Raw genomic sequence first — 22,697 nt, 5'->3', positions numbered from 1 at the left:
CCGGCCTCACAGATCAGCCCGCCGCTTTTTTCGCTGAAGCCGGGGAAGAAAAACCACTTGGTCAGTGGTAGACGCGGATGCGGCGAAGGCAGGGCGTGGCAGCCTTCTATCCAGTCTTCGGCTGACAGGTATTCCAGATTTACCCACACCGGTTTTTGCTCGCGTGCAGCCATGGCTGTCAGATAAGTCTCGGGCAGGGCACAGCCGAAGGCCTCGATCACGATGTCCGCTACCGCGACATCCGCGGGGAATTCACGCGGCCAGTGGCGGATTTCGACCTCTTCCAGCATCTGCATGGGGCGTGTGGCGCTGAGCATCGGTTCGATGCGGGCAAAGCTTGCCATATCGTCGACCCACAGCCTGACTGTCTGCCCGTATTCGTGCGCAATCTGGTGCGCTACGCGCCAGGCGATGCCGATATCACCATAGTTGTCGATGACGTTGCAGAACAGATCCCAGTGCTGGCGTTTCATCTGCCGCTCCGAATGCAAAAGGGCGTCATGGTAGCGCCATGGCGGCGGCGGCGAAAGCATCGTCAGTGTTTCTTGGTGGATTGGCTGGGTGGCTGCAACACTGTTCGGTGTTTTCTGTGTGCAAATAATAATACTATCGGCATAATTGACGGATGGCTTATCTGCCGCCAAAGGAGAAAATAATGATAAATGTAAGCGAGCTTTACCGACAAAAGCGGGTTTGTGCATCCGATGCACTGGCCTTACTGCAGGATGGTGACAGTATTATCGTGCCGACGGCCGCCAGTGAGCCGCCCGAGTTGCTCGCTGCGCTGGGCGAGGCCCGTCGCCGTTTCCGTGACATCAAGGTCTATCAGTTGCTGGGTCTGGGCAATTACGGCTATTACGACCCGCAAACCACGGACCATGTGCGCCATGTCGCCTATTTTCTGAGCGGCACGACGCGCAAACCCTGTCAGGAAGGTTGGGCGGATCTGGTACCCAACCATTTCTCCGAAATACCGCGCATGATCAAGCGCGGCGAGCTGCCGGCCGATGTGCTGTTTGCCATTGCCTCCCCGATGGACGAGCACGGTTATTTTGCACTGAGCCTGGGTGCCGATTATGCGATGGCCGCCGCGAGCCGCGCACGCGCCATCGTGCTGGAGGTCAACCCGAACGTACCGTTTGCCTATGGCGAGTGTCATCTGCACATCTCGCAGGTGGCGGCCGTGGTCGAAAGCCAGTTGCCGCTGCGCCAGGTGGGGCTGGGCGAAATCGGTGAAGTACAGCAGACCATCGGTGCCTATGTGGCCGAACTGGTCAACGATGGCGACACTTTGCAGATCGGCTTTGGCGGCATTCCCGATGCGGTGGTGACCCAGTTGGCGCACAAGCGCGATCTGGGGATTCATACCGAGATGATAGGGGACGGCATTATTTCGCTATGGGAAAGCGGGGCGATTAGCTGCCGCAAGAAAAATTTCCTGCCCGGCAAGATGATTGCGACCTTCGCGCTGGGGACGGACCGGCTGTACAAGGCGATGCACCACAATATGATGCTGGAAATGCGTCCGTCCGATTTCGTCAACGATCCGGCTATCGCCGGGCAGAATGACAATCTGGTGGCGATCAACGGCACGCTGCAAGTCGATCTCTCCGGCCAGTGCGGCTCGGAAAGTCTGGGCTACAAGCCATTCTCCAGTACCGGCGGCCAGACCGACTTCATTCGTGCAGCCAACCGCTCCAACGGCGGGCGCGGCATTATCGTGACGCCATCCACTGCCAAGGGCGGCACGGTCTCGCGTATCAGCCCGACCCTGACTGAGGGCACCTTCGTGTCGTGCAGCAAGAATGACGTGAACTATGTGGTGACCGAATACGGTGTGGCCCAGTTGCGCGGCAAGAGTCTCAGGCAGCGTGCGCAGGCATTGATCGCGATTGCACACCCGGATTTCCGTGGCGAACTCACCGCTGCGGCCAAGAAGATGAATTTGCTGTAAGTGCGGTCTTGGATGGCAAGACAGGGCCGGTCTAGACCGGCCCTGTTGTTTTTAGACGTGCAGCAACAGGAAGCGGCGCTCCCACGGGCTGATTACATCAAAGTACTCGCGGTACTCGGCTTCCTTGATCGCGCTATAGGTGTCGATAAAGTGGCGGCCAAATACGCGGGCCAGCGGTTCGCACGCGCGCAGCATATCGGCTGCGTCATCCAGATGGCGCGGTAGCTGGTGCGGTTGCTCGTAGGCGCTGCCGGTCAGTGGATTGGACGGCTGTATCTTTTCCTGCATGCCCAGATAGCCGCAAGCCAGACTGGCGGCGATGGCTAGATACGGATTGGTATCTACGCCTGGCAGACGGTTTTCTACCCGGCGTGCGGCAGGAGGCGAATGCGGTACGCGCAGGCCGCAGGTGCGGTTGTCGAAGCCCCAGCTGAGATTGATCGGCGCCGAGGTGTAGCGCGACAAGCGACGGTAGGAGTTTACATATGGTGCAAAAAACGGCATGGCCGGTGGCAGATAGGTCTGCAGACCGCCGATAAAATGGTAGAACGCGTCGGATGGTGTGCCGTCTTCTTTGGAGAAGATATTCTGGCCGGTCTTGATGTCGAGCACGCTCTGGTGGATATGCATGGCGCTGCCCGGTTGGCCCTGCATGGGCTTGGCCATAAAGGTGGCGTACATATTGTGGCGGATGGCCACTTCGCGCACGGTGCGCTTGAACAAAAAGACCTGGTCGGCCAGCGCCAGCGGGTCGCCGTGGTCGAGGTTGATCTCCATCTGGGCGGTGCCCATTTCATGGATCAGGGTATCCAGCTGGATGCCTTGCGCTTCGCACCAGTCATACATCACATCGAAGATGCCTTCGTATTCGTTGACGGCATCAATGGAAAAGCTCTGGCGTCCGGCTTCGGTGCGGCGGGAGCGGCCAACGGGCGGCGTGAGCGGAATGTCTTCATCCGGCTGTATCTCGACCAGATAGAATTCCATCTCCGGAGCGACGACGGCCTTGAGGCCGGCGTCTTCATAGAGCTTGAGGATGCGTTTGAGTACATTGCGTGGTGCGAGCTCGGCCGGCGTGCCATCAAAGTTCACACAGTCATGGATGATCTGGGCAGTAGGTTCTTTTTCCCACGGTACCGGGCGCAGCGTGGAAATATCGGGTACCAGACGCATGTCGGGGTCGGAGACGGAGGTAAAGTCCTCTTCGGGATAGTCACCGGTTACCGTCATGGAGAGTACGGCTTCAGGCAGGCGCAGGCCTTCGGCGGGATTGTATTTGTGGCGCGGCACAATCTTGCCGCGTGCCAACCCGGTCATGTCCGGGATCAGGCATTCGATTTCGGTGATGCGGTTTTCGTCCAGCCATTGATTGATTTGTTCTGCTTGCTGCATAAGGACCTCGGTCTGGGTATTAAGGATGGGCGCCGGAGCTGGTCGCGCGGCGGGCAAAGTTGACCAGCGCGTTTTTGCGCTGGGCGAGGATCAGAAAGGCACGCCTGTCGTTCAGGTCGTCGATGCTGGCCAAGGCAAGGTTGTCTCTGGGGGCAGGCCATGGGACTGGGGGCATAAGAAGCTCCTGCTTGAGGCTGCGTATCATGCAGCCGTTTAAAATGCTAAACGGCTATCCTATGGGAAAGTGCTGGGCCGCGGCTAATAAAATCGTGATGACGGCTATGGAGTGTGGCGCTTGTGCCATCATTGGCACTATCCAATACCATAACCCATAAATTTCATGACCCAAGCTGCATCCGAACGCCCTGCTGCACCGGCCTTATGGCCGCGTCTCATAGCGAAAATCCTCCTCCTTGTTCTCGTCTTGCTGGCCTTGGTCTGGGGTGGGCTGTATGCGCTGGCGCCTGGCATGGTGCAAAAAGCGGCCAGCGATTGGGCGCAGGGCATCGGTTACCGGCTGAAGCTGGGTCAGGTTGATATCGCACCGTGGTCCATGCGCGTGGAGTTGGGGCAAGTCAGCCTGAGTGACGCTCAAGGGGCGCCGCTGTTTAGTGCCGACAAGCTGGTACTCAATGCCGAGCCATGGGCTTTGCTGGCCGGCCGTTGGCAGTTGTCCGAGCTGAGTCTGGGCGCACCTAAACTCTCGCTGGCCAGAGGGGGCGACGGGGTCTGGAACTGGGCGCGCCTGATCGAGGCGGCTAGCCCGAAAAGTGCCGCGCCCAAGCAAGAGGACGACAGCCTGCCATCGCTGTTGATCGAAGCACTGCGCATCCGTCAGGGGCAGGTAGTTGTGGATGATGCGCAGGCTACGGGTAGCAAGATGGCGCTGACGCCGTTTGATCTGACACTGAATGATTTGTCCAGTGCACCGGGTAAAAATGGCCGCCTGCATCTGGATGCCCGGCTGAATGATGGCGCGCGTCTGGCGTGGCAGGGGCAAATCGGCCTCGCGCCGCTGGCATCACAGGGTGAAATCACGCTGCAGCAACTCAAGCTGGCCAGCGTCTGGCCCTGGGTGCAATCCTCGTTGAATCTGGCTGCGCCCAAAGGGGCGGTGTCGCTGACGGCGCGTTACCGTTTTGCCATGCCGGATGCCAAGCCGGAACTGATTCTGCCTGATGTGTCGCTGACTGCCTCTGCACTGGAATTCAAGGCGCCCGGTAGCGGTCATCCGCTGCGTCTGAATACGCTGGCCGTGACGGGGGGCAGCTTTGTGCTGGATGGCTTGCGGGCCCGCGTGCACGACATCAGGCTGGATGGTTTGCAGCTTCATGCGCTACGTGATGGCAAGGGGCAGCTGGACTGGCTGGCCGCATTGCCTGCAGCTAAGACGGTATCCGTTGCGCCGGCCAAGCCCTCGCCAGGGTTGAGTCTGGCGCTGGATCGCGTGGCGCTGTCCAATGCAGGCTTTACCCTTGATGATGCCGGTTTCGTCCGTCCGCTGCGTATCTCCGGTCAGCTGCCGGCCTTGTCGGCTGCGATCAGATTGTCGCCCGATGGTGCGCTGCAAGTGGAGGATATTCACGGGCAATTGTCGGGTCTGGCTTTGCAAAGTGCCGAGGCGCGCTGGCTACAACTGGCCTCCATTAAGCTGGAGGGTGCGCGGCTGGACACCGGTAAAGCGCTGCTGGATGCCGGTAAGCTTGCCTTGGCGGGCTTGCAGCTGGAGCTGGAGCAGACGAAAAACGGCCGCTTGAATGTGCTGGACGCGCTGCAAATACGCAAACCCGCCGTACCGGCCAAGGCCGAAGCCGCCGGCAACTGGCAGATTGCCTTGCCGCAAGTGGCATTGGCCGGTGGCAGCGTGCGCTGGCGTGACGAGGCGATGGCCACGCCGCTGACGCTGGCGCTGACGGATCTTGCCGGCGAACTGACGCCGGAAGGGGACGCGCTGGCGTTGGCATTGGCCGGGCAGCTGGAAGGCGGACGCGTGGCGGTGAAGGGCAAGCTCGATACGGTGGCGGCTCGCGGCAAGCTGCAGCTGATGCTCAATAGTGTGCCGCTGCGGCCATTGGCGCCTTATGTACTGGCCGGCACCCCGCTGACCCTGCGTTCGGGCAACGCTTCGGCGCAACTGGATGCTGCTTGGCAGGGCGCGCGCTGGCAGTTGGCGGGCAAGGCGGATATTGCGCGTCTGGCAGTGATGGAGCCGGGGCAGAAACAGCCGCTATTGGCATGGCAGCGCTTGCAGGTGAGCGGCATTCAGGCTGATGCGCGTGCGACGCGTATCAGCGAAGTGCGTTTGACGCGTCCGCTTGCCCGTTTCCTGCTGGATGAAAACCGCAGCAGCAATGTAGAGAAGCTGTTTGCCGGCAAGGCGGCTGCCGCAACGCCCGCGCCAGCCAAACCGGCTACTGGCATCTATGCACTGGATATTCGTACCGTGCGCGTGGTCAAGGGCGAGCTCGAGTTTGCCGATCTGGCGATGAAGCCCGCGTTTGGTACACGCATGCACGACCTGAACGGTTCGGTGCTGGGTATCTCTACCCGGGCCGATCGCCGTGCCACATTGGCTTTTGCCGGTGAAGTCGACCGCTATGGCGATGTGCGCATCAAGGGTGCTTTGTCGCCACAGGCGGTGACCGATGATCTGGATATCGCGCTGGTGTTTCGCAATATCCCGATTCACAGCCTGAATCCGTATTCGATGAGCTTTGCCGGCTGGCAGGTCGAGGATGGCCGTCTGAGTCTGGATGTCAATTACCAGCTGGATAAGCGCGCGCTCAAGGCCGATAACCGCGTGGTCATCGACAGCCTCAAACTGGGTGAAGAGTTGCCGGACTACAAGGGTACGCGTCTACCGCTGCGTCTGGCGGTGGCCTTGCTGGAAGACGGCGACGGGCGCATCGACCTGAATCTGCCGATTAGCGGCAGTCTGGACGACCCCGAGTTCAGCGTCGGCCACTTGGTGTGGCAGGCGATCAAGAATGTGGTGACCAAGGTGGCAACCGCACCGTTTCGCGCGCTGGGTGCCTTGCTGGGCGGTGAAGGATTTGATGCCGTGTATGCAGTACCGGGTGAGGTGGCGGTGGCGCCTCCCGAGCGCGAGAAGCTGGATCAGCTGGCGGCCATGCTGAGCAAACGCCCCAATCTCAAGCTCGAGATCGGTGGCCGTTACGCCGACGTCGACCGCAAGGAGCTGGCGCGTTCGCGTATCGATCGCGCGATTCTGGCCGCAGCCCGGTTCCAGCTATTGCCGGGCGAACCCTTGCCGTTGCCGGATATGGGGGACGCGGTGATCCGGGATGCGGTGAAGGCGGTCTACGTCGACAAGATAGGCCGGATCAAGCTGATGCAGCGGTTATTGTCCTTGCCGGATAACGACAAGCGTTATGCCGCTTTACGCGACGAGCTGATTGCAGGCACGCCGGTTACGGATAGCGAACTGGCGGCGCTGGCCACGGCCCGTGCCGAGGCTGTGCGCGCCATCATGCTAACCACCGATGCGGCGCTGGCGGCGCGCGTGGATTTTGGGGCGCCACAAAAGGTGGGCTCGGATGCCAATGGTGTCGAGTTGGCCATCAAGCTGGACAGCACGGCAAACTGAAACGGGGAAGGGGATACATGGCACAAGAAATAGAACGCAAATTTCTGGTTCAGGGGGATTTTCGCGCTGAAGTCTGCAAGATACAGCGCATTATCCAGGGTTATCTGTCATCGGTGCCCGAGCGTACGGTACGGGTGCGCGTCAAGGACGGGCAGGGTTTTATCACCGTCAAGGGCATAGGCAATGCCTCGGGAGCCAGCCGTTACGAATGGGAAAAGGAAATTCCCTTGTCTGAGGCCGAGGCGCTGCTGGCGCTTTGCGAGCCGGGCGTGATCGACAAACGGCGCCATCTGGTGATGGCCGGCGCACATACCTTTGAAGTGGATGAGTTTTTGGGTGACAACGCCGGCCTGATCGTAGCCGAGGTGGAGCTTGGCAGTGAAGACGAAGTCTTTGCCCGGCCCGCTTGGCTGGGCGAGGAGGTGACCGGGCAGGCACGCTATTACAATTCGGCACTGATGCGGTGCCCGTTTAAAGCATGGTGAGGTGCCGGCACTCGTGAGCGCCAGTACGCGGCATGGCCGCGTACTGTACCGGGTTCAAGTTTTGAGTGCCTGTACCCACTTGTGGTAAGCGTGTTCGGCCAGCGCATTCGAGGCCAGCACTCTCTGTGTCGCATTGCCCTTGAGTTCCAGTGCTTCTTGTACCCCCGGTTTGCCCAAGTGCGGCGCCAGTTCGTCCTCGCATTCGCTCCAGTGCTCCAGCATGCTGCTGGTCATCTCGATATGGAACTGCATGCCCAGATGGATGCCGTGGCTAAAGGCCTGATGCGGGCAGTGTGCACTGGCCAGCAGTAATTGTGCGCCTGCAGGCAGGGTAAAATTTTCGCTGTGCCAGTGAAAAACCTCGACGCCATCGGCCGCGCCAAACCAGTGGGTCGCGGCCGGGGTGCTGGCTTGCAGCGGATGCCAGCCTATTTCGCTGCCGCCGGCATTGGTGATGACCTCGCCGCCCAGGACTTCGGCCAGTAGCTGGCCACCCAGGCAATGCCCTATCACCGGAATATCCAGCGCGACGGCTTCGGCTATCAGGCGTTTTTCCGCTTCAACAAAGGGCAGGCGGTCGCGTACGCTCATCGGCCCGCCCATCACCACCAAGCCTGCGTAGTCGCGGCAGCTTTCGGGCAGGGCCTGGCCTTCATAGCCTTGAAACAGCCTGGTTTTCAGGTGGACGCGTTCGGCGAATTCGGCGAAGTAGCCCGCACCTTCTCCCGGGTAATGCTGAAAAATGGCGACCGGTTTCATGTTTTCCCCTTGCAGCAGACAAAAAAATGCCGCCCCCTTGGGGGCGGCGATAGTCATTATTCTATTTTCAACGGAATGAACAGGGTGTTGTCCATGCGCCGCACCAGCAAGGCCACGTTGCCGCGGGCGCTGTTGAGCTCGCGCTCAAAGCCCTTGACGCTGGCGACCTCGTTCTGGTTGATGCCTATGATCACATCGCCGTTCATCAGGCCGGAGCGCGCCGCGATGCCCTGTGCCCTTTGCACCAAGAGGCCGCCTTTGACGCCCAGTGCCTTGGCTTGCTCGGCATTGAGTTCGGTCACTGTCAGGCCTATCTTGTCAAAACTGTAAGGTTGGGACTCGCCGTTGGCCGCTGGCGCTTCGCCCTGTTCGGCCAGTAGCTCGGCCAGACGGGCGGTGACGACGACTTCCTTGCCCTTGCGCCACAGTGTCAGTTTCACTTCCGTGCCCGGCTGCATGGCGCCCACCAGCATAGGCAGGTCGCGCGAGCTGTCCACAACTTTGTCGTTGAGCTTGGTGATGATGTCACCCAGCTGCACGCCGGCCTTGGCGGCTGCGCCATCCGGCTCCACGCGCACGACCAGCGCACCATGTGGGCGCTCGAGGCCGAAGGATTGCGCCAGCTCCTGGGTCAGCTCCTGAATATGGATGCCCAACTGGCCACGGCTGACTTTGCCCTTGGTCTTGAGCTGCTCGACCACATTCATGGCGATGTCGATAGGAATGGCGAAGGAGATGCCCATAAAGCCACCGGAGCGGCTGTAGATCTGCGAGTTGATACCGACCACCTCGCCCTTGAGGTTGAATAGCGGGCCGCCGGAGTTGCCCGGGTTGATGGCCACATCGGTCTGGATAAACGGCACATAGCTTTCATCGGGCAGGCTGCGGCCCTTGGCCGAGACGATGCCGGCGGTGACGGTATTTTCGAAGCCGAACGGTGCGCCGATGGCAGCCACCCATTCGCCGACCTTGAGTTCGCCCGGGTTGCCTATCTTGGCGGTCGACAGGCCGCTGGCCTCGATCTTGAGTACGGCCACGTCGGTGCGCTTGTCCAGACCCACCAGCTTGGCCTTCATTTCGCGGCGGTCGGTCAGCATGACCTTGATCTGGCTGCCGCCTGAAACGACATGGGCATTGGTCAGGATGTAACCGTCTTCGCTGATGATAAAGCCCGACCCGAAGGAGATGCCTTCATCCTGCGGTGTGTCTTGCTGGTCGGGCGGGACGAAACGCTTGAAAAACTCGTAGAAGGGGTCGTCTTCCGGAATGCCGCCGGGTAGCTGGCTCTGGCGCGGGCTGGCCATGTTTTCGCCACCGCGTGTCGCCTGGATATTCACTACCGAAGGGCCATCGCGCTCGACCAGCATGGTGAAGTCCGGTAGCAGCATCTGCACGCGGCCATCCTGTGCCGGTACGGCGACCTTGGAAATAGGCTGTTCGCCCTTGAACAGGCCTTCAAGCTTGTCGCAGCCCGTGAGCGTGACCATGGCGATCAGGGTGACGGCGAGGGTGCGCAGGGTAATATTCACAACAAATCCTTTACTGTGGCAGTTTTAGCCTGCCTGCCCCGGTTGAAATGCAGCATGGGGCCATGTTTTCAAGTGCTGCATCAATCAATCATAACGGTTTTGCCGGATATTCGCAGAGATCGACGATACAACAGCGTCCACATTCCGGTTTTCTGGCCTTGCAGGTGTAGCGGCCCAGTAAAATCAGCCAGTGGTGGGCATCCTGACGGAACTCGGGCGCGGTGAAGCGGGTGAGCCTGTCTTCGACTTCACGTACATCTTTACCCGGCGCGAGGCCGGTGCGGTTGGCTACGCGGAAAATATGGGTATCGACAGCGATGGCGGGGATGCCGAAGGCGGTGTTGAGTACCACATTGGCCGTCTTGCGGCCGACACCGGGCAGGCTTTCCAGCGCCTCGCGCGTATGCGGCACTTCGCCGCCGAAATTTTCCAGTAACAAGCGGCAGGTGGCGATGCTGTTGCGGGCCTTGGTGCGATACAGGCCTATGGTCTGGATCGCTTCGGCCAGACGTTCTTCGCCCAGTGCCAGCATCGCTGCCGGGGTCGGTGCGACGGGAAATAGCCGGCGTGTGGCCTTATTGACGCCGACATCGGTGGCCTGCGCCGACAGCAGCACTGCAATCAGGAGCTGGAACGGGCTGTCGTATTCCAGTTCGGTGGTCGGGTGCGGGTTGTCGGCTTGCAGGTGCTGGTAGATGGCGCGGCGTTTGGCTGGATTCATCAGAGGGTCGTCGCCGGAGAGAGAATGGCTTGTTGCACTTTGGTGCGCGCGCGCGCATCCAGATAGTTTTTGCCGGCAATCAGCAAGGCCAGGCCAAAGAAGGCGCCCGGTGGCAACAGCGCCAGTAAAAACTGGTAGCCGGCATCGGCCGGTACAATGTGCAGCGTCAGCGCATGGCCGATATCGCCCAGTACCAGTTCGGCGCCGGAAAACAGCGTGCCGCGGCCTATCAGTTCGCGCATCGCCCCCAGAACACCGAGTACCGCGGTCAGCCCCAGTCCCATCATCAAGCCATCCAGTGCCGCCTCGGGCACGGTATTGCGCGAGGCATAGGCTTCGGCCCGCGCCATCACGATGCAGTTGGTGGTAATCAGTGGAATGAAAATACCCAGCACCAGATACAGGCCGTGCAGCCAGGCATTGATCGCCAGATCGACGCAGGTCACCAGTGCTGCAATCAGCAGGATAAATACCGGGTTGCGGATTTCATTCGGGATGTAGTGGCGCAAGCCCGATACGGCAGCGCCGGCGAGGGCGGTTACCAGCGTGGTGGCCAGTCCCAGCGAGACACCGTTGACCACGCTGCTGCTGACGGCCAGTACCGGGCACAGCCCCAGTAATTGCACCACACCGGCATTCTGCTTCCACAGGCCGTTATGGATGATGGCGCGCCAGGGCTTGCTATCGGCGGCGGATTCCATCGCGCTCTCCTTCATGGTTGGGCCAGATACTGCTGGCGTTGGGCATTGAACAGGGTGGCGACACGCCCGACGGCGGCGGTGACCGCGCGTGCCGAGATGGTGGCGCCGCTGATGTAGTCGAAGTCGCCACCGTCTTTTTTGACTTTCCAGCGTGCGTGCGTATCTTTGCCGGCAAACTGTTCGCTCCAGCGGCTTTTGGCGCTGTCGATATAGTCGCCCAGGCCCGGCGTCTCCTTATGCGCAATCACGCGCACGCCGCTGACCTTGCCGTTGGCCAGCATGCCGACCAAGAGACGGATCTTGCCGCCATAGCCATTGGGTGCCACCGTCTCGAACACCACCGCCACCGGCTGGCCCTGACGGCGCGCAAGATAGGCGTTGGCATCGTCGGCCAGCCCCAGCGTGTGCCGGCTTGCTGTGTCCAGTGCTACCGGGCTGGCTATCAGGCTGTTGTCGAAGCTGCCCTCGGGCAGGGTCTGCGCCATCAGCGCGGTACGGGCCGCATCTTCATTGGCACGTACCGTGTCGCGCGTCAGCGCATAGGTCAGGGCTAGGACGGCGGTGGTGACCAGCGCAAAGACCAGCAGGGTCAGCGCGCTGCGTTTGGCCTGACGGGCGGCGTTACGCATGTTTGCTGTCCTTTTTGGCCGGCCGGTTGTGCGCGCCGAACACCGGCGGGCGGGTGAGCTGGTCTATCAGCGGCACGGCGATATTCATCAGCAGCACGGCAAAGGCGGCGGCATCCGGGTAGCCGCCAAACACGCGGATCACATAGATCAGCACGCCGACGCCGAAGCCGAAGATCAGTTTGCCGCGCGCGCTGGTGGGGGCACTCACCGGGTCGGTCACGATAAAGCAGGCCGCCAGCAGGGTGGCGCCAGCCAGGAGATGAAACAGCGGGTCGGCATAGTGCGCCGGATTCCATAACCACAAGGGGATGGCCAGCAGGCTCAGGCCCGCCAGCATCGCCAGCGGCGCCTGCAGGCTGATGACGCGCTGCTGCAGCAGGTAAAGGCCGCCGGCCAGATAGGCCAGTGCCACCCACTCGCTACCAACGCCGGCGATTTGGCCGAACATCGGCCCCTGACGCAGGCTGCTGATATCACTGCCGCCCAGCAGTAACTGGGTTTTTAGATAATCCAGCGGCGTCGCCATCGAGACTGCATCCAGTGTCAGCCCTGCGGGCAGCTGGCGGGTGAAAATCCATGCCAGTTGGCCGACGGCATCCAGTGGGCCGTGTGCCATGCCCCAGTGCGCCATTTGCGCCGGAAACGACACGATGGCGACGGCAAAGCCGACCATGGCCGGATTGAACGGATTATTGCCCAGTCCACCATACAGCTGCTTGCCTACGACGATGGCAAACAAGGTGGCCACCACGATCAGCCACCACGCACCCAGTGCCGGCATGGATAGTGCCAGCAGCCACGCGGTCAGTAGTGCGCTGCCGTCTTTAAGGAAGGGGGCGACGGGCAGGCCGCGCAGGCGCAGCATGGCGGCTTCGGCTGCCAGTGCGGTGAGGCTGGCTAAGCCCAGCTGCACCAGTACCGCGATGCCGTAAAACCAGACGCTGACGGCAATGCCCGGCACGAGCGCCAGCAGTACTTTGCCCATGATGAGCGACACCGTGGCCGGTTTGGCGATATAGGGAGCATGCATTTCAGTCTTGCCCTTTGCTTTCGGCTTTTTTGGCAGCGGCGCGCGCCATGGCCGCTTCGATGGCGGCGCGCTTGGCCTCGTCGATGACGGGTTTGGCGGGGGGTGCCGGAGCCGCAGGGCTCGCGGTTACGGTCTCTGTGGTCACGACATCACTTTGTGCCGCCTTGCGTGCGGCGGCACGCGCCATGGCCGCTTCGATGGCCGCGCGCTTGGCATCATCGCCACCGCTGGTGCTGACCGCCGACTCGCGGGCCGCCTTGTTGGCGGCGGCGCGCTCCATGGCCGCTTCGATGGCCGCGCGCTTGGCATCATCGCTGGGGGCAGCCTTGACGGCTTGTTCGCCGGTTTCTGTTTTCTTCTCTGCGGCGCGTGCCATGGCGGCGCGGATGGCCGCTGCCTTGTCCTCGCTTGCCGTCGTGCCAGCGGGCGTCGCAGCCTCGGTTTGCGCTGCGGCGCGGGCAGCCAGGCGCTGGGCTTTTTCCGCTTTTTCGCGCGTGAGGCGCAGCTGGCGGAAATCGTGGCGCATGCGGGCGCGGTCGGCAGCCTTCTTGTCGCGCTCGGCGGCCCAGATTTCATCCTTGGCAAACTTGTAAAAATCGACCAGCGGTAACTGGCTGGGACAGACATAGCTGCAGGCGCCGCATTCGATGCAGTCGAACAGATGGGCTTCCTGTGCACGCCCCAGATCCTTGGCCTTGGCAAACCAGTAAAGATCCATGGGCTGCAGCTGGGCCGGGCACACCCCCGCACATTCGCCGCAGCGGATGCAAGGCAGGGCGGGTGGGCGCGGCGGGAATAGTGTGCGGCTTTTGGCAATCAGGCAGTTGCTGGCCTTGCTGACCCCAGCCTCCAGCGAGGGCAGGTCAAAGCCCATCATCGGCCCGCCCATGATTACGCCTGTGTTGTCTGGCGCCATACCGGCCCAGTCCAGCAGGTGGCTGAACGGCGTGCCGATGCGTGCCTCGATATTGCAAGGGCGCGCCAGCGCACCGCTAAGGGTCAGGATGCGGCTGATGACCGGCTCGCCGTCGATAATGGCGCGCTTGACCGAATACAGGGTGCCGACGTTGAAGCACTGCACGCCCATGTCGGTGGAGCGCATGCCGTGCGGCACTTCCTTGCCAGTGAGGATGCGGATCAGCTGCTTGGCACCGCCGGACGGATACAGCGTGGGGATGGGGACGACTTCGAAGCGCGTGCCGGCACAGGCCGCCTGCATTGCGGCAATGGCTTCGGGCTTGTTGTCTTCAATGCCGATCAGAACCTCGCGCGGGTGCATCAGCGCGGCGGCGATGGCGATGCCGGCGACGATATCGGCCGCGCGTTCGCGCATCAGCCTGTCGTCGCAACTGATAAACGGCTCGCACTCGGCACCGTTGACAATCAGCGTATCAAGTTCGGATACGCCCAGCTTCAGGCTGGTGGGGAATACCGCGCCGCCCTGGCCGACCACGCCCATATCGCGCAAGAAAGTACGGACCTCGTCATCGCCGGCATCCTGCCAGTGCGTCAGCGGAGTCAGTGCAATGCGCTGGTCGCTGCCATCGCTGTCTATCACGATGCAGTCCTGCATCAGACCCGAAGGGTGGGCGATGGCCTGCGGGCCGATTGCGCGGATGATGCCGGCGCCAGGCGCATGCACGGCGGCGGAGATGCGCCCGTCGGCTTCGCCTATGCGCTGGCCGGTCAGCACCCGCTCGCCCACTGTTACGCAGGCCTTGGCCGGATTGCCCAAGTGCTGGCCCAGCGGCACGACAAAGCGCGCCGGCAAGGGCGGCATGGCTATCGGCGTCGTGCTGGACAGATCTTTGCACTCGGGCGGATGGATGCCGCCGTGAAACTTGAACAGTTGTCTCATGCCTTGACTACCTTGATCGGGATCACCGGATACGACCACTTCCAGTTGGCCACCGTGGTGCCGACCGGCACCATCTGGATGCAGTCCACCGGACACGGCGGCAGGCACAGCTCGCAACCGGTGCATTCGCTGGCAATGATGGTGTGCATCTGCTTGGCCGCCCCCACGATGGCGTCGACAGGGCAAGCCTGAATGCACAAGGTGCAGCCTATGCAGGTGGTTTCGTCGATGATGGCAACGGATTTCGGTTTGGGCTCGGCCGCCCCTTCGTCAAACGGCTTGAAGTCCACACCCAATAGCTCGGCCAGTTTGCGGATGCCATCCTCGCCACCGGGCGGGCAATGGTTGATGTCGGCGTCGCCCGCAGCAATCGCTTCGGCATAAGGGCGGCAGCCGGGAAAGCTGCATTGGCCGCATTGCGTCTGCGGCAGGATGGCGTCGATCTTGTCGACCAGCGGATCGGCCTCGACGCGAAAGCGCACCGAAGCAAAGCCCAGAATCGCGCCCAGCAGCACGGCGAGTCCCGCCATGATGGCCAGCGCTGTCAGAAAACCGCTCATTTATTATCTTTCTTATTTGACCAGACCGGAAAAACCCATAAACGCCAGACTCATCAGCCCGGCCGACACGAAGGCGATGGCCGAACCCTTGAACGGGGCGGGCACGTCGGCGCCTTCCAGTCGTTCGCGCATGGCACCGAACAGGATCAGGATCAGCGAAAAGCCCACCGCGCTACCGAAGCCGAAAACCAGCGATTCGGCAAAGCTGTGTTGTTCCTGTGCGTTCAGTAGCGGCACGCCCAGTACCGCGCAATTGGTGGTGATCAGCGGCAGGTAGATGCCCAGCACCTGATACAGCATCGGACTGGTCTTGTGGATCACCATCTCGGTGAACTGCACGATGGCGGCAATCACCACGATAAACGACAGCGTACGCAGATATTCCAGCCCCAGTGCCAGCAAGGCCGTATTGATCAGATGGCTGGTGCCGGAGGCCAGCGTCAGCACGAAAGCGGTCGCCGCGCCCATGCCGATGGCGGCTTCCAGCTTTTTGGATACCCCCATAAACGGGCATAGGCCCAGTACGCGCACCAGCACCACATTGTTCACCAGTACGGTGGCAACCAGGATGAGCAGATAGTGGCCGAAGTCCATGACAAAGCTCGCGTTCGGGCAAAGGACGAAATTATCCGGTTTTCGAGCAAGTGCTACAAGCTTTTGCTCGAAAGTGGATTCCTGGCCAGTATGGCAAAGGCTAGGCGGCGTAGGGGAGGCGGTTGATAGCTAAATTGCTTTATTTTTATGGCATTGTTAATGGCCGCGCTTTGGCGCGCATCGTATTTGAGTGGTCGCGATGTAGCTGACAGAGCAGAGCGAGCGGGTGTTTTTGAAGGTCGGGAGGCGCCTGATCAGGCGCCTGAATAGACGAGCAGGCGTGCTGACGATAACGCCTAGCATAGGCTTCTCGTTGTGGGTACCGGACAAGGCCGATATCGAACGCCTGATTCGCGAGACGGACGAGGCGATGTATCAGGCCAAGCGTAGCGGCCGCAATCAGGTCTGCCGGCATGGGGAAGCCTTGCCGGCCTGACGTCGAGGTGACCGCCTGACCGTTTTCAGTGGCGTGGGCGGCAGCCTAGTTGTACGCAGGCTGCGGGGCGCTTGCTGTTGCAGCTGTTACAGGTGTTGGAACGGAGGGGGCGCTCAGTTCGAAATGTGCCGCCTTGCCTAGAAATTCGAAGCAGCTCTCCAGGCGCTTGCGTTTATCCGCCGGGATAGGCTGCTCGTAATTGAGCGCCAGCATGGTCTGGCCATCGATAGCCTTGTGCCAGACGATTTGCGCGCTTAACTGCAGTGGCTGTTGGCTGCGGTATGTGTCCAGATTGTCGAACGGCGTCATGATGGCAAGCATGACCTTGCCTTGCTGCTGGGGTAGGGCAGACGGCAGGCGCAGCTTCATGCCCGAGAGCGATAAATCGGTACTGACGCACTCAAGACGAAGACCTGCTTGCTCCAGCGTTACCAGAAGTTTGTTATCGGCACGCGGCTTGGTGCGCTTCTCGTGCATCTGCATCTGGACTTCGTTTTTACCGTCAAACTCGAATTCGGTCATCAGTTCGCGCAGTTTGCGTGTGACTTCATACAGGTCATGGCTGATCAGCTCTGTGGTGTGAACCCGCTCCGTACTCTGCTCCAGAGTGCGGTACAAGGTAGAGAGCTGTGCCTGCTGGCCTTGCATGCAGTCGTTTTGCTGGTCGACCACCTGATGGATCTGCTGTGCGGCCAGACGCGTGGCCTCTGCACTTTGGACGATGCCCCGGATGGCGAGGGTGGTATCGTCCGACTGGCGGATACCCGCTTGTGTGCTATTGCCGATGGCGTTGATGGCGGCGCTGCTACCTTCTAGCAAGGCGGAAAAGCGCTCGATGATATGCATGATCTCGGTGGTGGCCGATGAAGTGCGGGAAGCAAGCTTGCGTACCTCGTCGGCCACCACGGCAAAGCCGCGCCCCTGCTCGCCGGCACGCGCCGCTTCGATGGCCGCATTCAGTGACAGGATATTGGTCTGCTCGGTGATATGGCGGATCACATCGATAATCTGGCCGATATCCAGACCAGCCTGCTTCAGTTCTTCGACCTTGGTTTCTGCTTCGCGGGTCTTGTCCGCAATGGCCTGCATTTCGGCCTGCCCCAGTTCCACTACCTTCAGCCCGCTGACAGCGCGGCTGCGTGTTTCTTCAACTTGTTCCAGCGTCTGGTCGGACAGTATCTTGACCCTATGGGCGGCGGTCAGCACCTTGTCCGAGGCCTCATGCACGCTGGACGACTGAGCGGATTGGGCGCGATTGAGGCTGACGGTGTTTTGGCTTATTTCGGAGATCTGGTAGGACGAGACGGCAATTTGTTGGCTGGCCTGATGGATTTCGCGCATATGACGTGTCAGCTGGCGCACCATGAAGCCGAGGCTGGCCAGTACGCTGCCTTGTACGTGCTGGCCTTCGCTTGCCAGCCGTAGCTTGCCGTTGGCCACGTCGCTTAGCAGCATTTGTGTGTGGGCGGGCTCTCCTCCCAGAATCGTAAACAGGCGTCGGCCCAGGTGGATATTGCCGGTCAGTAACAGGACTAGTGCCAGCAGCGAGACTGCGATGCTGGTGTAAATCATGCCTTGCTGGCTGCTGTCCTTTTGCTGGGCCAGCGTGGCATGGCTTTGATCCAGTTTGGTCGAGAGCTGCCCCAGCGATTGTGCCAAACTGGCCGCTTCGGCATCAAAGCCGTTGCCCGGCGCCTTCATGATGGCATTGCCGGCCTCGCGCCCCGAGGCGATATAGGCATGCGCCATCTTTTCGCCTGTAGCGTAAAAGGAGGGGATGCGCGTGTTGATGGCATCAATCTCGCTGGCCATCTCCGGTTGCTGCTTGCGCAATTGTGCCAGCAGTTTTTGCGCCTGGTCCCGATGCGCACGGGCATCGGCAAATTCGGCTTCGCCTACGGCGGAGGCATCGGTCAGAAACTGCTGCACCTGGATGACGTGGTAGCGCACATCCTTGAAGGCCAGCTCCGCATCGCTGAGCTGGCGGCTGGCGGTTTCTGCTGTGGTCAGGCGCAGGCTTTGCTGCAGGATGAGCAAGGTGCCGGCGATCAGAATCAGTGCCAATATCAGGGTCTGGCGCAGCAGCAGTTTGCGTAGGGAAAACGAAGATTTCATTCGGGGCAGTCTCGATTAAAATTCAGGCACGCAGTTTCTGGACCATGCTGACGAGCAAAAGTACCAGTGCGCCGGCGATCAGGCCTGTGACGCCGTTCGCCAGTGTAGGCAGTACAAAGGACAGTTCACCCAGTGCTTCTATGTTGTGGTGCAAGGGGGCGATGCCGTGTACCAGAATGCCGCCGCCAACCAGAAACATGGCGGCAGTGCCGACTACGGATAGCGTTTTCATTAGCCACGGTGCGCTAGCGAGGATGGCGCGGCCGAGGCTGCGCGCGGTGCGGGTCGGGCGCTGCAGTAGCCACAGCCCGGCGTCGTCGAGTTTGACGATGCCGGCAACCAGGCCGTAGACACCGGCGGTCATGAGTATGGAAATGCCGGCCAATACCATCAGTTGCTGGCCTAAACTGGCGCCGGCTACGGTGCCCAGCGAGATCACCACGATCTCGGCCGACAGGATAAAGTCGGTCCGTATGGCGCCCTTGATCTTGTCCTGTTCCAGTGCCGCCATATCGATGTCAGGCTGCGCCAGTGCGGCGGATAGCTCTGCCTTGTGCTCACGGTCTTCGGCTGGATGCAGATAAGGGTGGGCCAGCTTTTCAAAACCTTCGAAACATAAAAAAGTGCCGCCCAGCATCAAGAGCGGGGTGATTGCCCATGGCGCCAGCGCGCTGATGGCCAGTGCCAGCGGCACCAGAATCAGCTTGTTGATGAAGGAGCCCTTGGCCACGGCCCACACCACCGGCAGTTCGCGCTCGGCGTTGACGCCTGACACCTGCTGCGCATTCAGCGCCAGATCATCGCCCAGTACGCCGGCGGTTTTCTTGGCGGCGACTTTGGTCATCAGCGACACATCGTCGAGAATACTGGCGATATCGTCGATCAGGGCAAGCAGGCTGCTGGCGGCCATGATGGTCTCCATAACGGCAAATAGGCTATTTTAGCCGACAAAACTGGGATCTGCTATTTGATTGTCATTTTGCGGTGGCGCAATGAAAAAACCCGCACCATTAAGGTGCGGGTAGCGTCAGACCTCTGACAGGAAAGTGGGTTTACAGGCCCTGTTGCAGTTGCTCGAGAATCTGCGGATTTTCCAGCGTGGATACGTCCTGGGTGATTTCCTCGCCCTTGGCGATGGAGCGCAGCAAGCGGCGCATGATCTTGCCGGAGCGGGTCTTGGGCAGGTTTTCACCGAAGCGGATATCGTCCGGCTGGGCGATCTTGCCGATTTCATGTGCGACCCAGCTCTTCAGTTCGGCAGCCAGTTTCTTGGCGGCTTCACCTTCAGGGCGTTCACCCTTCAATACCACGAAGGCCACCACGGCCTCACCCTTGATATCGTGCGGTTTTCCGACCACGGCGGCTTCTGCCACCAGCGGGTTGGCGACCAGTGCCGATTCGATTTCCATGGTTCCGAGGCGGTGGCCGGATACGTTCAGCACATCATCGATACGGCCCATGATCCAGAAGTAGCCGTTCTCGTCGCGGTTGGCCGAGTCGCCCGCCAGATAGTACTGGCCGTTGAACTCTTCCGGGAAATAGGTCTTCTTGAAGCGATCCGGGTCGTTCCAGATGGTGCGTACCAAGGACGGGAACGGCTTCTTGATCACCAGGAAACCACCACGGCCCGGTTCGACCTGAGCACCGGATTCGTCGACGATGTCGGCGATGATGCCCGGCAGCGGCAGGGTGCACGAGCCTGGCTTGGTGGGAACTGCACCCGGCAGCGGGGAGATCATCGCCGAGCCGGTTTCGGTCTGCCACCAGGTGTCGACGATAGGGCAGCGGCCACCACCAACGACTTCGTAGTACCACATCCAGGCTTCCGGGTTGATAGGCTCGCCCACGGAGCCGAGGATGCGCAGGCTGGACAGGTCATACTGCTTGGGCAGATCGCCGCCCAGCTTGATCAGCGAGCGGATCGCGGTCGGTGCGGTGTAAAAAGTGGTGACCTTGTGTTTTTCTATCATGCGCCAGAAGCGGCCGGCATCCGGGTAGGTCGGGATGCCTTCGAAAATCACCTGGGTAGCACCATTGGCCAGCGGGCCGTAGCAAACATAAGAGTGGCCGGTGATCCAGCCCACATCGGCGGTACACCAGAAGACGTCGTTCGGCTTGTAGTCGAATACCCAGCGGAAGCTGTTGGCCGCACCCAAGAGGTAGCCGGCGCTGCTGTGCTGGATGCCCTTAGGTTTGCCGGTGGAGCCGGAGGTGTAGAGGATGAACAACGGATCTTCGGCATTCATCCACTCCGGCTCGCAATGCTCGGCCTGACCTTCGGTCAGTTTGTGCCACCAGATGTCGCGCCCTTCAACCCAGTTGGCACCGCTATTGGTGCGCTGGTAGACAATGACATTGCGTATGCTTTCGCAGCCGTCCATGGCCAGCGCTTCGTCGACGGTGGCTTTGAGCGGAACGGTCTTGCCGCCGCGCAGGCCTTCATTGGCGGTAATCACGGCTACGGCGCCGGCATCCTGGATACGGTCGCGTACGGCGCCGGCGGAGAAGCCGCCGAATACCACCGAGTGGATGGCGCCGATACGGGCGCATGCCTGCATGGCTACGATGGCTTCAACCACCATCGGCATATAGATGACGACACGGTCACCCTTGTTGATGCCCTGGCTTTTGAGACCGTTGGCGAACTGGCATACGCGCTGATACAGCTCGGCGTAGGTGAGGCGGGTGACTTCACCGTCGTCGGCTTCGAAAATAATGGCGATCTTGTTGGCGTTCAGCGGCAGATGGCGGTCTATGCAGTTATGCGAGACGTTCATCACACCATCGTCGAACCATTTGAAGAAGGGAGCGTTGCTGTCGTCCAGTACGCGGGAAAACGGTTTTTTCCAGCTAATGACTTCACGAGCCAAGTCGCCCCAGAAAGACAGGTAATGATCGTCGGCTTCTTCGCACAGTGCGTTGTAAGCTTCCATCCCCGAGATGGTGGCCTTGCGACGGAAGTCGTCGGATGGCGCAAAGCTACGGGTTTCTTTGAGGATTGATTCAAGGGCGGACATGGCTTATTCCTTTTTGATTTATTTCAGACCGTGCCCCTAAAGGCACGGTGACAGACTTGAGTGAAGACTTAGTGCTTGGATGCACCTGCAGCGCCGATGCCGGTCATGGCACGGACAAACTGGGCATCAAACTTGGACTTCTCCAACACGGCCTGCTTGGAGTTGTCGGTTACAGAGAACAGCCAGGTAAAGAAGAAGGCCATAGTCATCGAGAAGATGGCCGGGTTCTTGTACGGGAACAGCACGGTCTCGTTCTTGAGTACGTCAACCCAGACAGCCGGCCCCAGAATGATCAGCACGACTGCGCTCACCAGACCGATGGCACCGCCCAGCACCGCGCCGCGGGTGGTCAGGCCTTTCCAGAACATGGACAGGAACAGCACCGGGAAGTTGGCCGAGGCGGCGATGGAGAACGCCAGGCCGACCATAAAGGCGATGTTCTGCTTCTCGAACAGGATGCCCAGCAGCATGGCGATCACGGCCAGTGCGATGGTGGTCATCTTGGAGACGCGCATTTCGTCCTTCTCGTTAGCCTTGCCCTTCTTGATCACCGAGGCGTAGATGTCGTGCGACACCGCCGAAGCACCGGACAGGGTCAGACCGGCAACCACGGCCAGAATGGTGGCGAAGGCGACGGCCGAGATAAAGCCCAGGAACAGGTTGCCGCCGACGACTTCAGACAGATGGATGGCAGCCATATTGTTGCCGCCGATCAGCTGGGTCACTTCCTTGCCGTTCTTCACCACGGTTTCCATCATGCCTGGCTGGTTCAGTACCAGGAAGATCGCGCCAAAGCCGATGATGAAGGTCAGGATGTAGAAGTAGCCGATAAAGCCGGTAGCGTAGAACACCGATTTGCGGGCTTCCTTGGCATCAGACACGGTAAAGAAGCGCATCAGGATGTGTGGCAGGCCAGCAGTACCGAACATCAGGGCCAGACCCAGCGAGATCGCGTCGATCGGGTTGGAAACCAGACCGCCCGGCTCCATGATCTTGATGCCCTTGTCGTGTGCATCCACCGCCATTTGGAACATATTGCTGAAGCTGAAGTCAGCCTTGCCCAGAACCATGAAGGCCATGAACGAAGCACCCGACAGCAGCATGATCGCCTTGATGATCTGCACCCAAGTGGTGGCCAGCATGCCGCCGAACAGTACGTACAGCATCATCAGGATGCCAACCAGAATCACTGCCGAGCTATAGCTCATGCCGAACAAGAGCTGGATCAGCTTGCCGGCACCCACCATTTGCGCGATCAGGTAGATGGCGACTACGACCAGCGTGCCGGTGGCGGCAAACAGGCGTACCGG

Annotated in this window: 20 protein-coding genes; 4 read left to right on the top strand and 16 right to left on the bottom strand. The window is 60.7% G+C overall.

Annotated elements, in window-relative coordinates:
* On the bottom strand, positions 1 to 473 hold a 473-nt coding region (earP, locus tag ACRC1E_RS08465; protein WP_438514661.1), incomplete at its 3' end, for an elongation factor P maturation arginine rhamnosyltransferase EarP.
* A 182-nt stretch (positions 474 to 655) separates the two neighbouring features.
* Between earP and ACRC1E_RS08460 the strand changes: the two genes are divergently transcribed.
* Positions 656 to 1,954, top strand: a complete 1,299-nt coding sequence (locus ACRC1E_RS08460) for an acetyl-CoA hydrolase/transferase family protein (RefSeq protein ID WP_438514660.1) — start codon at positions 656 to 658, stop codon at positions 1,952 to 1,954.
* Positions 1,955 to 2,005: 51 nt separating this feature from the next.
* Here ACRC1E_RS08460 and ACRC1E_RS08455 read toward each other — a convergent pair whose 3' ends face one another.
* Positions 2,006 to 3,346: a glutamine synthetase family protein gene (locus ACRC1E_RS08455; protein ID WP_438514659.1), complete on the bottom strand. Its 1,341-nt coding sequence runs from the start codon at positions 3,344 to 3,346 to the stop codon at positions 2,006 to 2,008.
* 19 nt (positions 3,347 to 3,365) lie between these two features.
* Entirely contained in the window at positions 3,366 to 3,521 is a 156-nt protein-coding gene (locus tag ACRC1E_RS08450) for a hypothetical protein (protein ID WP_438514658.1), read from the bottom strand.
* Positions 3,522 to 3,686: 165 nt separating this feature from the next.
* Here ACRC1E_RS08450 and ACRC1E_RS08445 point away from each other — a divergent pair, with 165 nt between their 5' ends.
* Together ACRC1E_RS08445 and ACRC1E_RS08440 are read left to right on the top strand one after the other, a co-directional pair.
* Positions 3,687 to 6,953 (top strand): DUF748 domain-containing protein, encoded by a 3,267-nt coding sequence (locus ACRC1E_RS08445; RefSeq protein WP_438514657.1) that lies wholly within the window; start codon positions 3,687 to 3,689, stop codon positions 6,951 to 6,953.
* A 17-nt stretch (positions 6,954 to 6,970) separates the two neighbouring features.
* Positions 6,971 to 7,438, top strand: a complete 468-nt coding sequence (locus tag ACRC1E_RS08440) for a CYTH domain-containing protein (protein WP_438514656.1) — start codon at positions 6,971 to 6,973, stop codon at positions 7,436 to 7,438.
* Positions 7,439 to 7,492: 54 nt separating this feature from the next.
* Here ACRC1E_RS08440 and ACRC1E_RS08435 read toward each other — a convergent pair whose 3' ends face one another.
* The 9 genes from ACRC1E_RS08435 to rsxA form a co-directional block, all read right to left on the bottom strand.
* Positions 7,493 to 8,197 carry a type 1 glutamine amidotransferase gene (locus ACRC1E_RS08435; RefSeq protein WP_438514655.1) on the bottom strand — a complete coding sequence of 235 codons (705 nt, stop codon included), beginning with the start codon at positions 8,195 to 8,197 and terminating at the stop codon, positions 7,493 to 7,495.
* A gap of 56 nt (positions 8,198 to 8,253) precedes the next feature.
* Positions 8,254 to 9,684, bottom strand: a complete 1,431-nt coding sequence (locus ACRC1E_RS08430) for a DegQ family serine endoprotease (RefSeq protein WP_438514662.1) — start codon at positions 9,682 to 9,684, stop codon at positions 8,254 to 8,256.
* A 130-nt stretch (positions 9,685 to 9,814) separates the two neighbouring features.
* Complete coding sequence (nth, locus tag ACRC1E_RS08425) at positions 9,815 to 10,447, bottom strand: endonuclease III (protein WP_438514654.1); 633 nt, start codon at positions 10,445 to 10,447, stop codon at positions 9,815 to 9,817.
* Positions 10,447 to 11,148: an electron transport complex subunit E gene (locus tag ACRC1E_RS08420; RefSeq protein WP_438514653.1), complete on the bottom strand. Its 702-nt coding sequence runs from the start codon at positions 11,146 to 11,148 to the stop codon at positions 10,447 to 10,449. The genes nth and ACRC1E_RS08420 overlap by 1 nt, the downstream gene beginning before the upstream one ends.
* Positions 11,149 to 11,159: 11 nt before the next feature.
* Positions 11,160 to 11,777 (bottom strand): electron transport complex subunit RsxG, encoded by a 618-nt coding sequence (rsxG, locus tag ACRC1E_RS08415; RefSeq protein WP_438514652.1) that lies wholly within the window; start codon positions 11,775 to 11,777, stop codon positions 11,160 to 11,162.
* Positions 11,770 to 12,807, bottom strand: coding sequence for an RnfABCDGE type electron transport complex subunit D (locus tag ACRC1E_RS08410; RefSeq protein ID WP_438514651.1), 1,038 nt, complete (start codon positions 12,805 to 12,807; stop codon positions 11,770 to 11,772). Before ACRC1E_RS08410 ends, rsxG begins: the two co-directional genes overlap by 8 nt.
* A 1-nt stretch (position 12,808) precedes the next feature.
* A complete protein-coding gene (gene rsxC / locus ACRC1E_RS08405) occupies positions 12,809 to 14,665 on the bottom strand; it encodes an electron transport complex subunit RsxC (RefSeq protein ID WP_438514650.1) in 1,857 nt (618 codons plus the stop codon).
* Positions 14,662 to 15,225 carry an electron transport complex subunit RsxB gene (gene rsxB / locus ACRC1E_RS08400; RefSeq protein WP_438514649.1) on the bottom strand — a complete coding sequence of 188 codons (564 nt, stop codon included), beginning with the start codon at positions 15,223 to 15,225 and terminating at the stop codon, positions 14,662 to 14,664. The genes rsxC and rsxB overlap by 4 nt, the downstream gene beginning before the upstream one ends.
* A gap of 12 nt (positions 15,226 to 15,237) precedes the next feature.
* A complete protein-coding gene (gene rsxA, locus ACRC1E_RS08395; RefSeq protein WP_438514648.1) occupies positions 15,238 to 15,819 on the bottom strand; it encodes an electron transport complex subunit RsxA in 582 nt (193 codons plus the stop codon).
* 226 nt (positions 15,820 to 16,045) lie between these two features.
* Here rsxA and ACRC1E_RS08390 point away from each other — a divergent pair, with 226 nt between their 5' ends.
* Positions 16,046 to 16,255 (top strand): diguanylate cyclase domain-containing protein, encoded by a 210-nt coding sequence (locus ACRC1E_RS08390; protein ID WP_438514647.1) that lies wholly within the window; start codon positions 16,046 to 16,048, stop codon positions 16,253 to 16,255.
* A gap of 45 nt (positions 16,256 to 16,300) precedes the next feature.
* Here ACRC1E_RS08390 and ACRC1E_RS08385 read toward each other — a convergent pair whose 3' ends face one another.
* The 4 genes from ACRC1E_RS08385 to ACRC1E_RS08370 form a co-directional block, all read right to left on the bottom strand.
* Positions 16,301 to 18,370, bottom strand: a complete 2,070-nt coding sequence (locus ACRC1E_RS08385; RefSeq protein ID WP_438514646.1) for a methyl-accepting chemotaxis protein — start codon at positions 18,368 to 18,370, stop codon at positions 16,301 to 16,303.
* A 22-nt stretch (positions 18,371 to 18,392) separates the two neighbouring features.
* Positions 18,393 to 19,280 (bottom strand): DUF808 domain-containing protein, encoded by an 888-nt coding sequence (locus ACRC1E_RS08380; protein WP_438514645.1) that lies wholly within the window; start codon positions 19,278 to 19,280, stop codon positions 18,393 to 18,395.
* Between the two features lie 142 nt (positions 19,281 to 19,422).
* Positions 19,423 to 21,387 (bottom strand): acetate--CoA ligase, encoded by a 1,965-nt coding sequence (acs, locus tag ACRC1E_RS08375; RefSeq protein ID WP_438514644.1) that lies wholly within the window; start codon positions 21,385 to 21,387, stop codon positions 19,423 to 19,425.
* Positions 21,388 to 21,455: 68 nt separating this feature from the next.
* Positions 21,456 to 22,697: sodium:solute symporter family transporter (locus tag ACRC1E_RS08370; protein WP_438514643.1), on the bottom strand; the 1,242-nt coding region annotated here is incomplete at its 5' end.

The organism is Craterilacuibacter sp., assembly GCF_051659485.1.
In the GTDB taxonomy this organism is placed as follows: Bacteria; Pseudomonadota; Gammaproteobacteria; order Burkholderiales; family Chromobacteriaceae; genus Craterilacuibacter.
Note: the sequence above shows the minus strand (reverse complement) of the source record. Positions and strands in the feature narration are given on the sequence as shown.

What these genes read in the sequence shown, in the direction of transcription:
- ACRC1E_RS08420 (WP_438514653.1), bottom strand. Translation starts at nt 11,148, where the DNA reads ATGGAATCCGCCGCCGATAGCAAGCCCTGGCGCGCCATCATCCATAAC.
- nth (WP_438514654.1), bottom strand. Translation starts at nt 10,447, where the DNA reads ATGAATCCAGCCAAACGCCGCGCCATCTACCAGCACCTGCAAGCCGAC.
- ACRC1E_RS08445 (WP_438514657.1), top strand. Translation starts at nt 3,687, where the DNA reads ATGACCCAAGCTGCATCCGAACGCCCTGCTGCACCGGCCTTATGGCCG.
- rsxC (WP_438514650.1), bottom strand. Translation starts at nt 14,665, where the DNA reads ATGAGACAACTGTTCAAGTTTCACGGCGGCATCCATCCGCCCGAGTGC.
- rsxA (WP_438514648.1), bottom strand. Translation starts at nt 15,819, where the DNA reads ATGGACTTCGGCCACTATCTGCTCATCCTGGTTGCCACCGTACTGGTG.
- rsxG (WP_438514652.1), bottom strand. Translation starts at nt 11,777, where the DNA reads ATGCGTAACGCCGCCCGTCAGGCCAAACGCAGCGCGCTGACCCTGCTG.
- ACRC1E_RS08385 (WP_438514646.1), bottom strand. Translation starts at nt 18,370, where the DNA reads ATGAAATCTTCGTTTTCCCTACGCAAACTGCTGCTGCGCCAGACCCTG.
- ACRC1E_RS08440 (WP_438514656.1), top strand. Translation starts at nt 6,971, where the DNA reads ATGGCACAAGAAATAGAACGCAAATTTCTGGTTCAGGGGGATTTTCGC.
- acs (WP_438514644.1), bottom strand. Translation starts at nt 21,387, where the DNA reads ATGTCCGCCCTTGAATCAATCCTCAAAGAAACCCGTAGCTTTGCGCCA.
- ACRC1E_RS08450 (WP_438514658.1), bottom strand. Translation starts at nt 3,521, where the DNA reads ATGCCCCCAGTCCCATGGCCTGCCCCCAGAGACAACCTTGCCTTGGCC.
- ACRC1E_RS08380 (WP_438514645.1), bottom strand. Translation starts at nt 19,280, where the DNA reads ATGGCCGCCAGCAGCCTGCTTGCCCTGATCGACGATATCGCCAGTATT.
- ACRC1E_RS08460 (WP_438514660.1), top strand. Translation starts at nt 656, where the DNA reads ATGATAAATGTAAGCGAGCTTTACCGACAAAAGCGGGTTTGTGCATCC.
- ACRC1E_RS08430 (WP_438514662.1), bottom strand. Translation starts at nt 9,684, where the DNA reads ATGGTCACGCTCACGGGCTGCGACAAGCTTGAAGGCCTGTTCAAGGGC.
- ACRC1E_RS08435 (WP_438514655.1), bottom strand. Translation starts at nt 8,197, where the DNA reads ATGAAACCGGTCGCCATTTTTCAGCATTACCCGGGAGAAGGTGCGGGC.
- rsxB (WP_438514649.1), bottom strand. Translation starts at nt 15,225, where the DNA reads ATGAGCGGTTTTCTGACAGCGCTGGCCATCATGGCGGGACTCGCCGTG.
- ACRC1E_RS08455 (WP_438514659.1), bottom strand. Translation starts at nt 3,346, where the DNA reads ATGCAGCAAGCAGAACAAATCAATCAATGGCTGGACGAAAACCGCATC.
- ACRC1E_RS08410 (WP_438514651.1), bottom strand. Translation starts at nt 12,807, where the DNA reads ATGCATGCTCCCTATATCGCCAAACCGGCCACGGTGTCGCTCATCATG.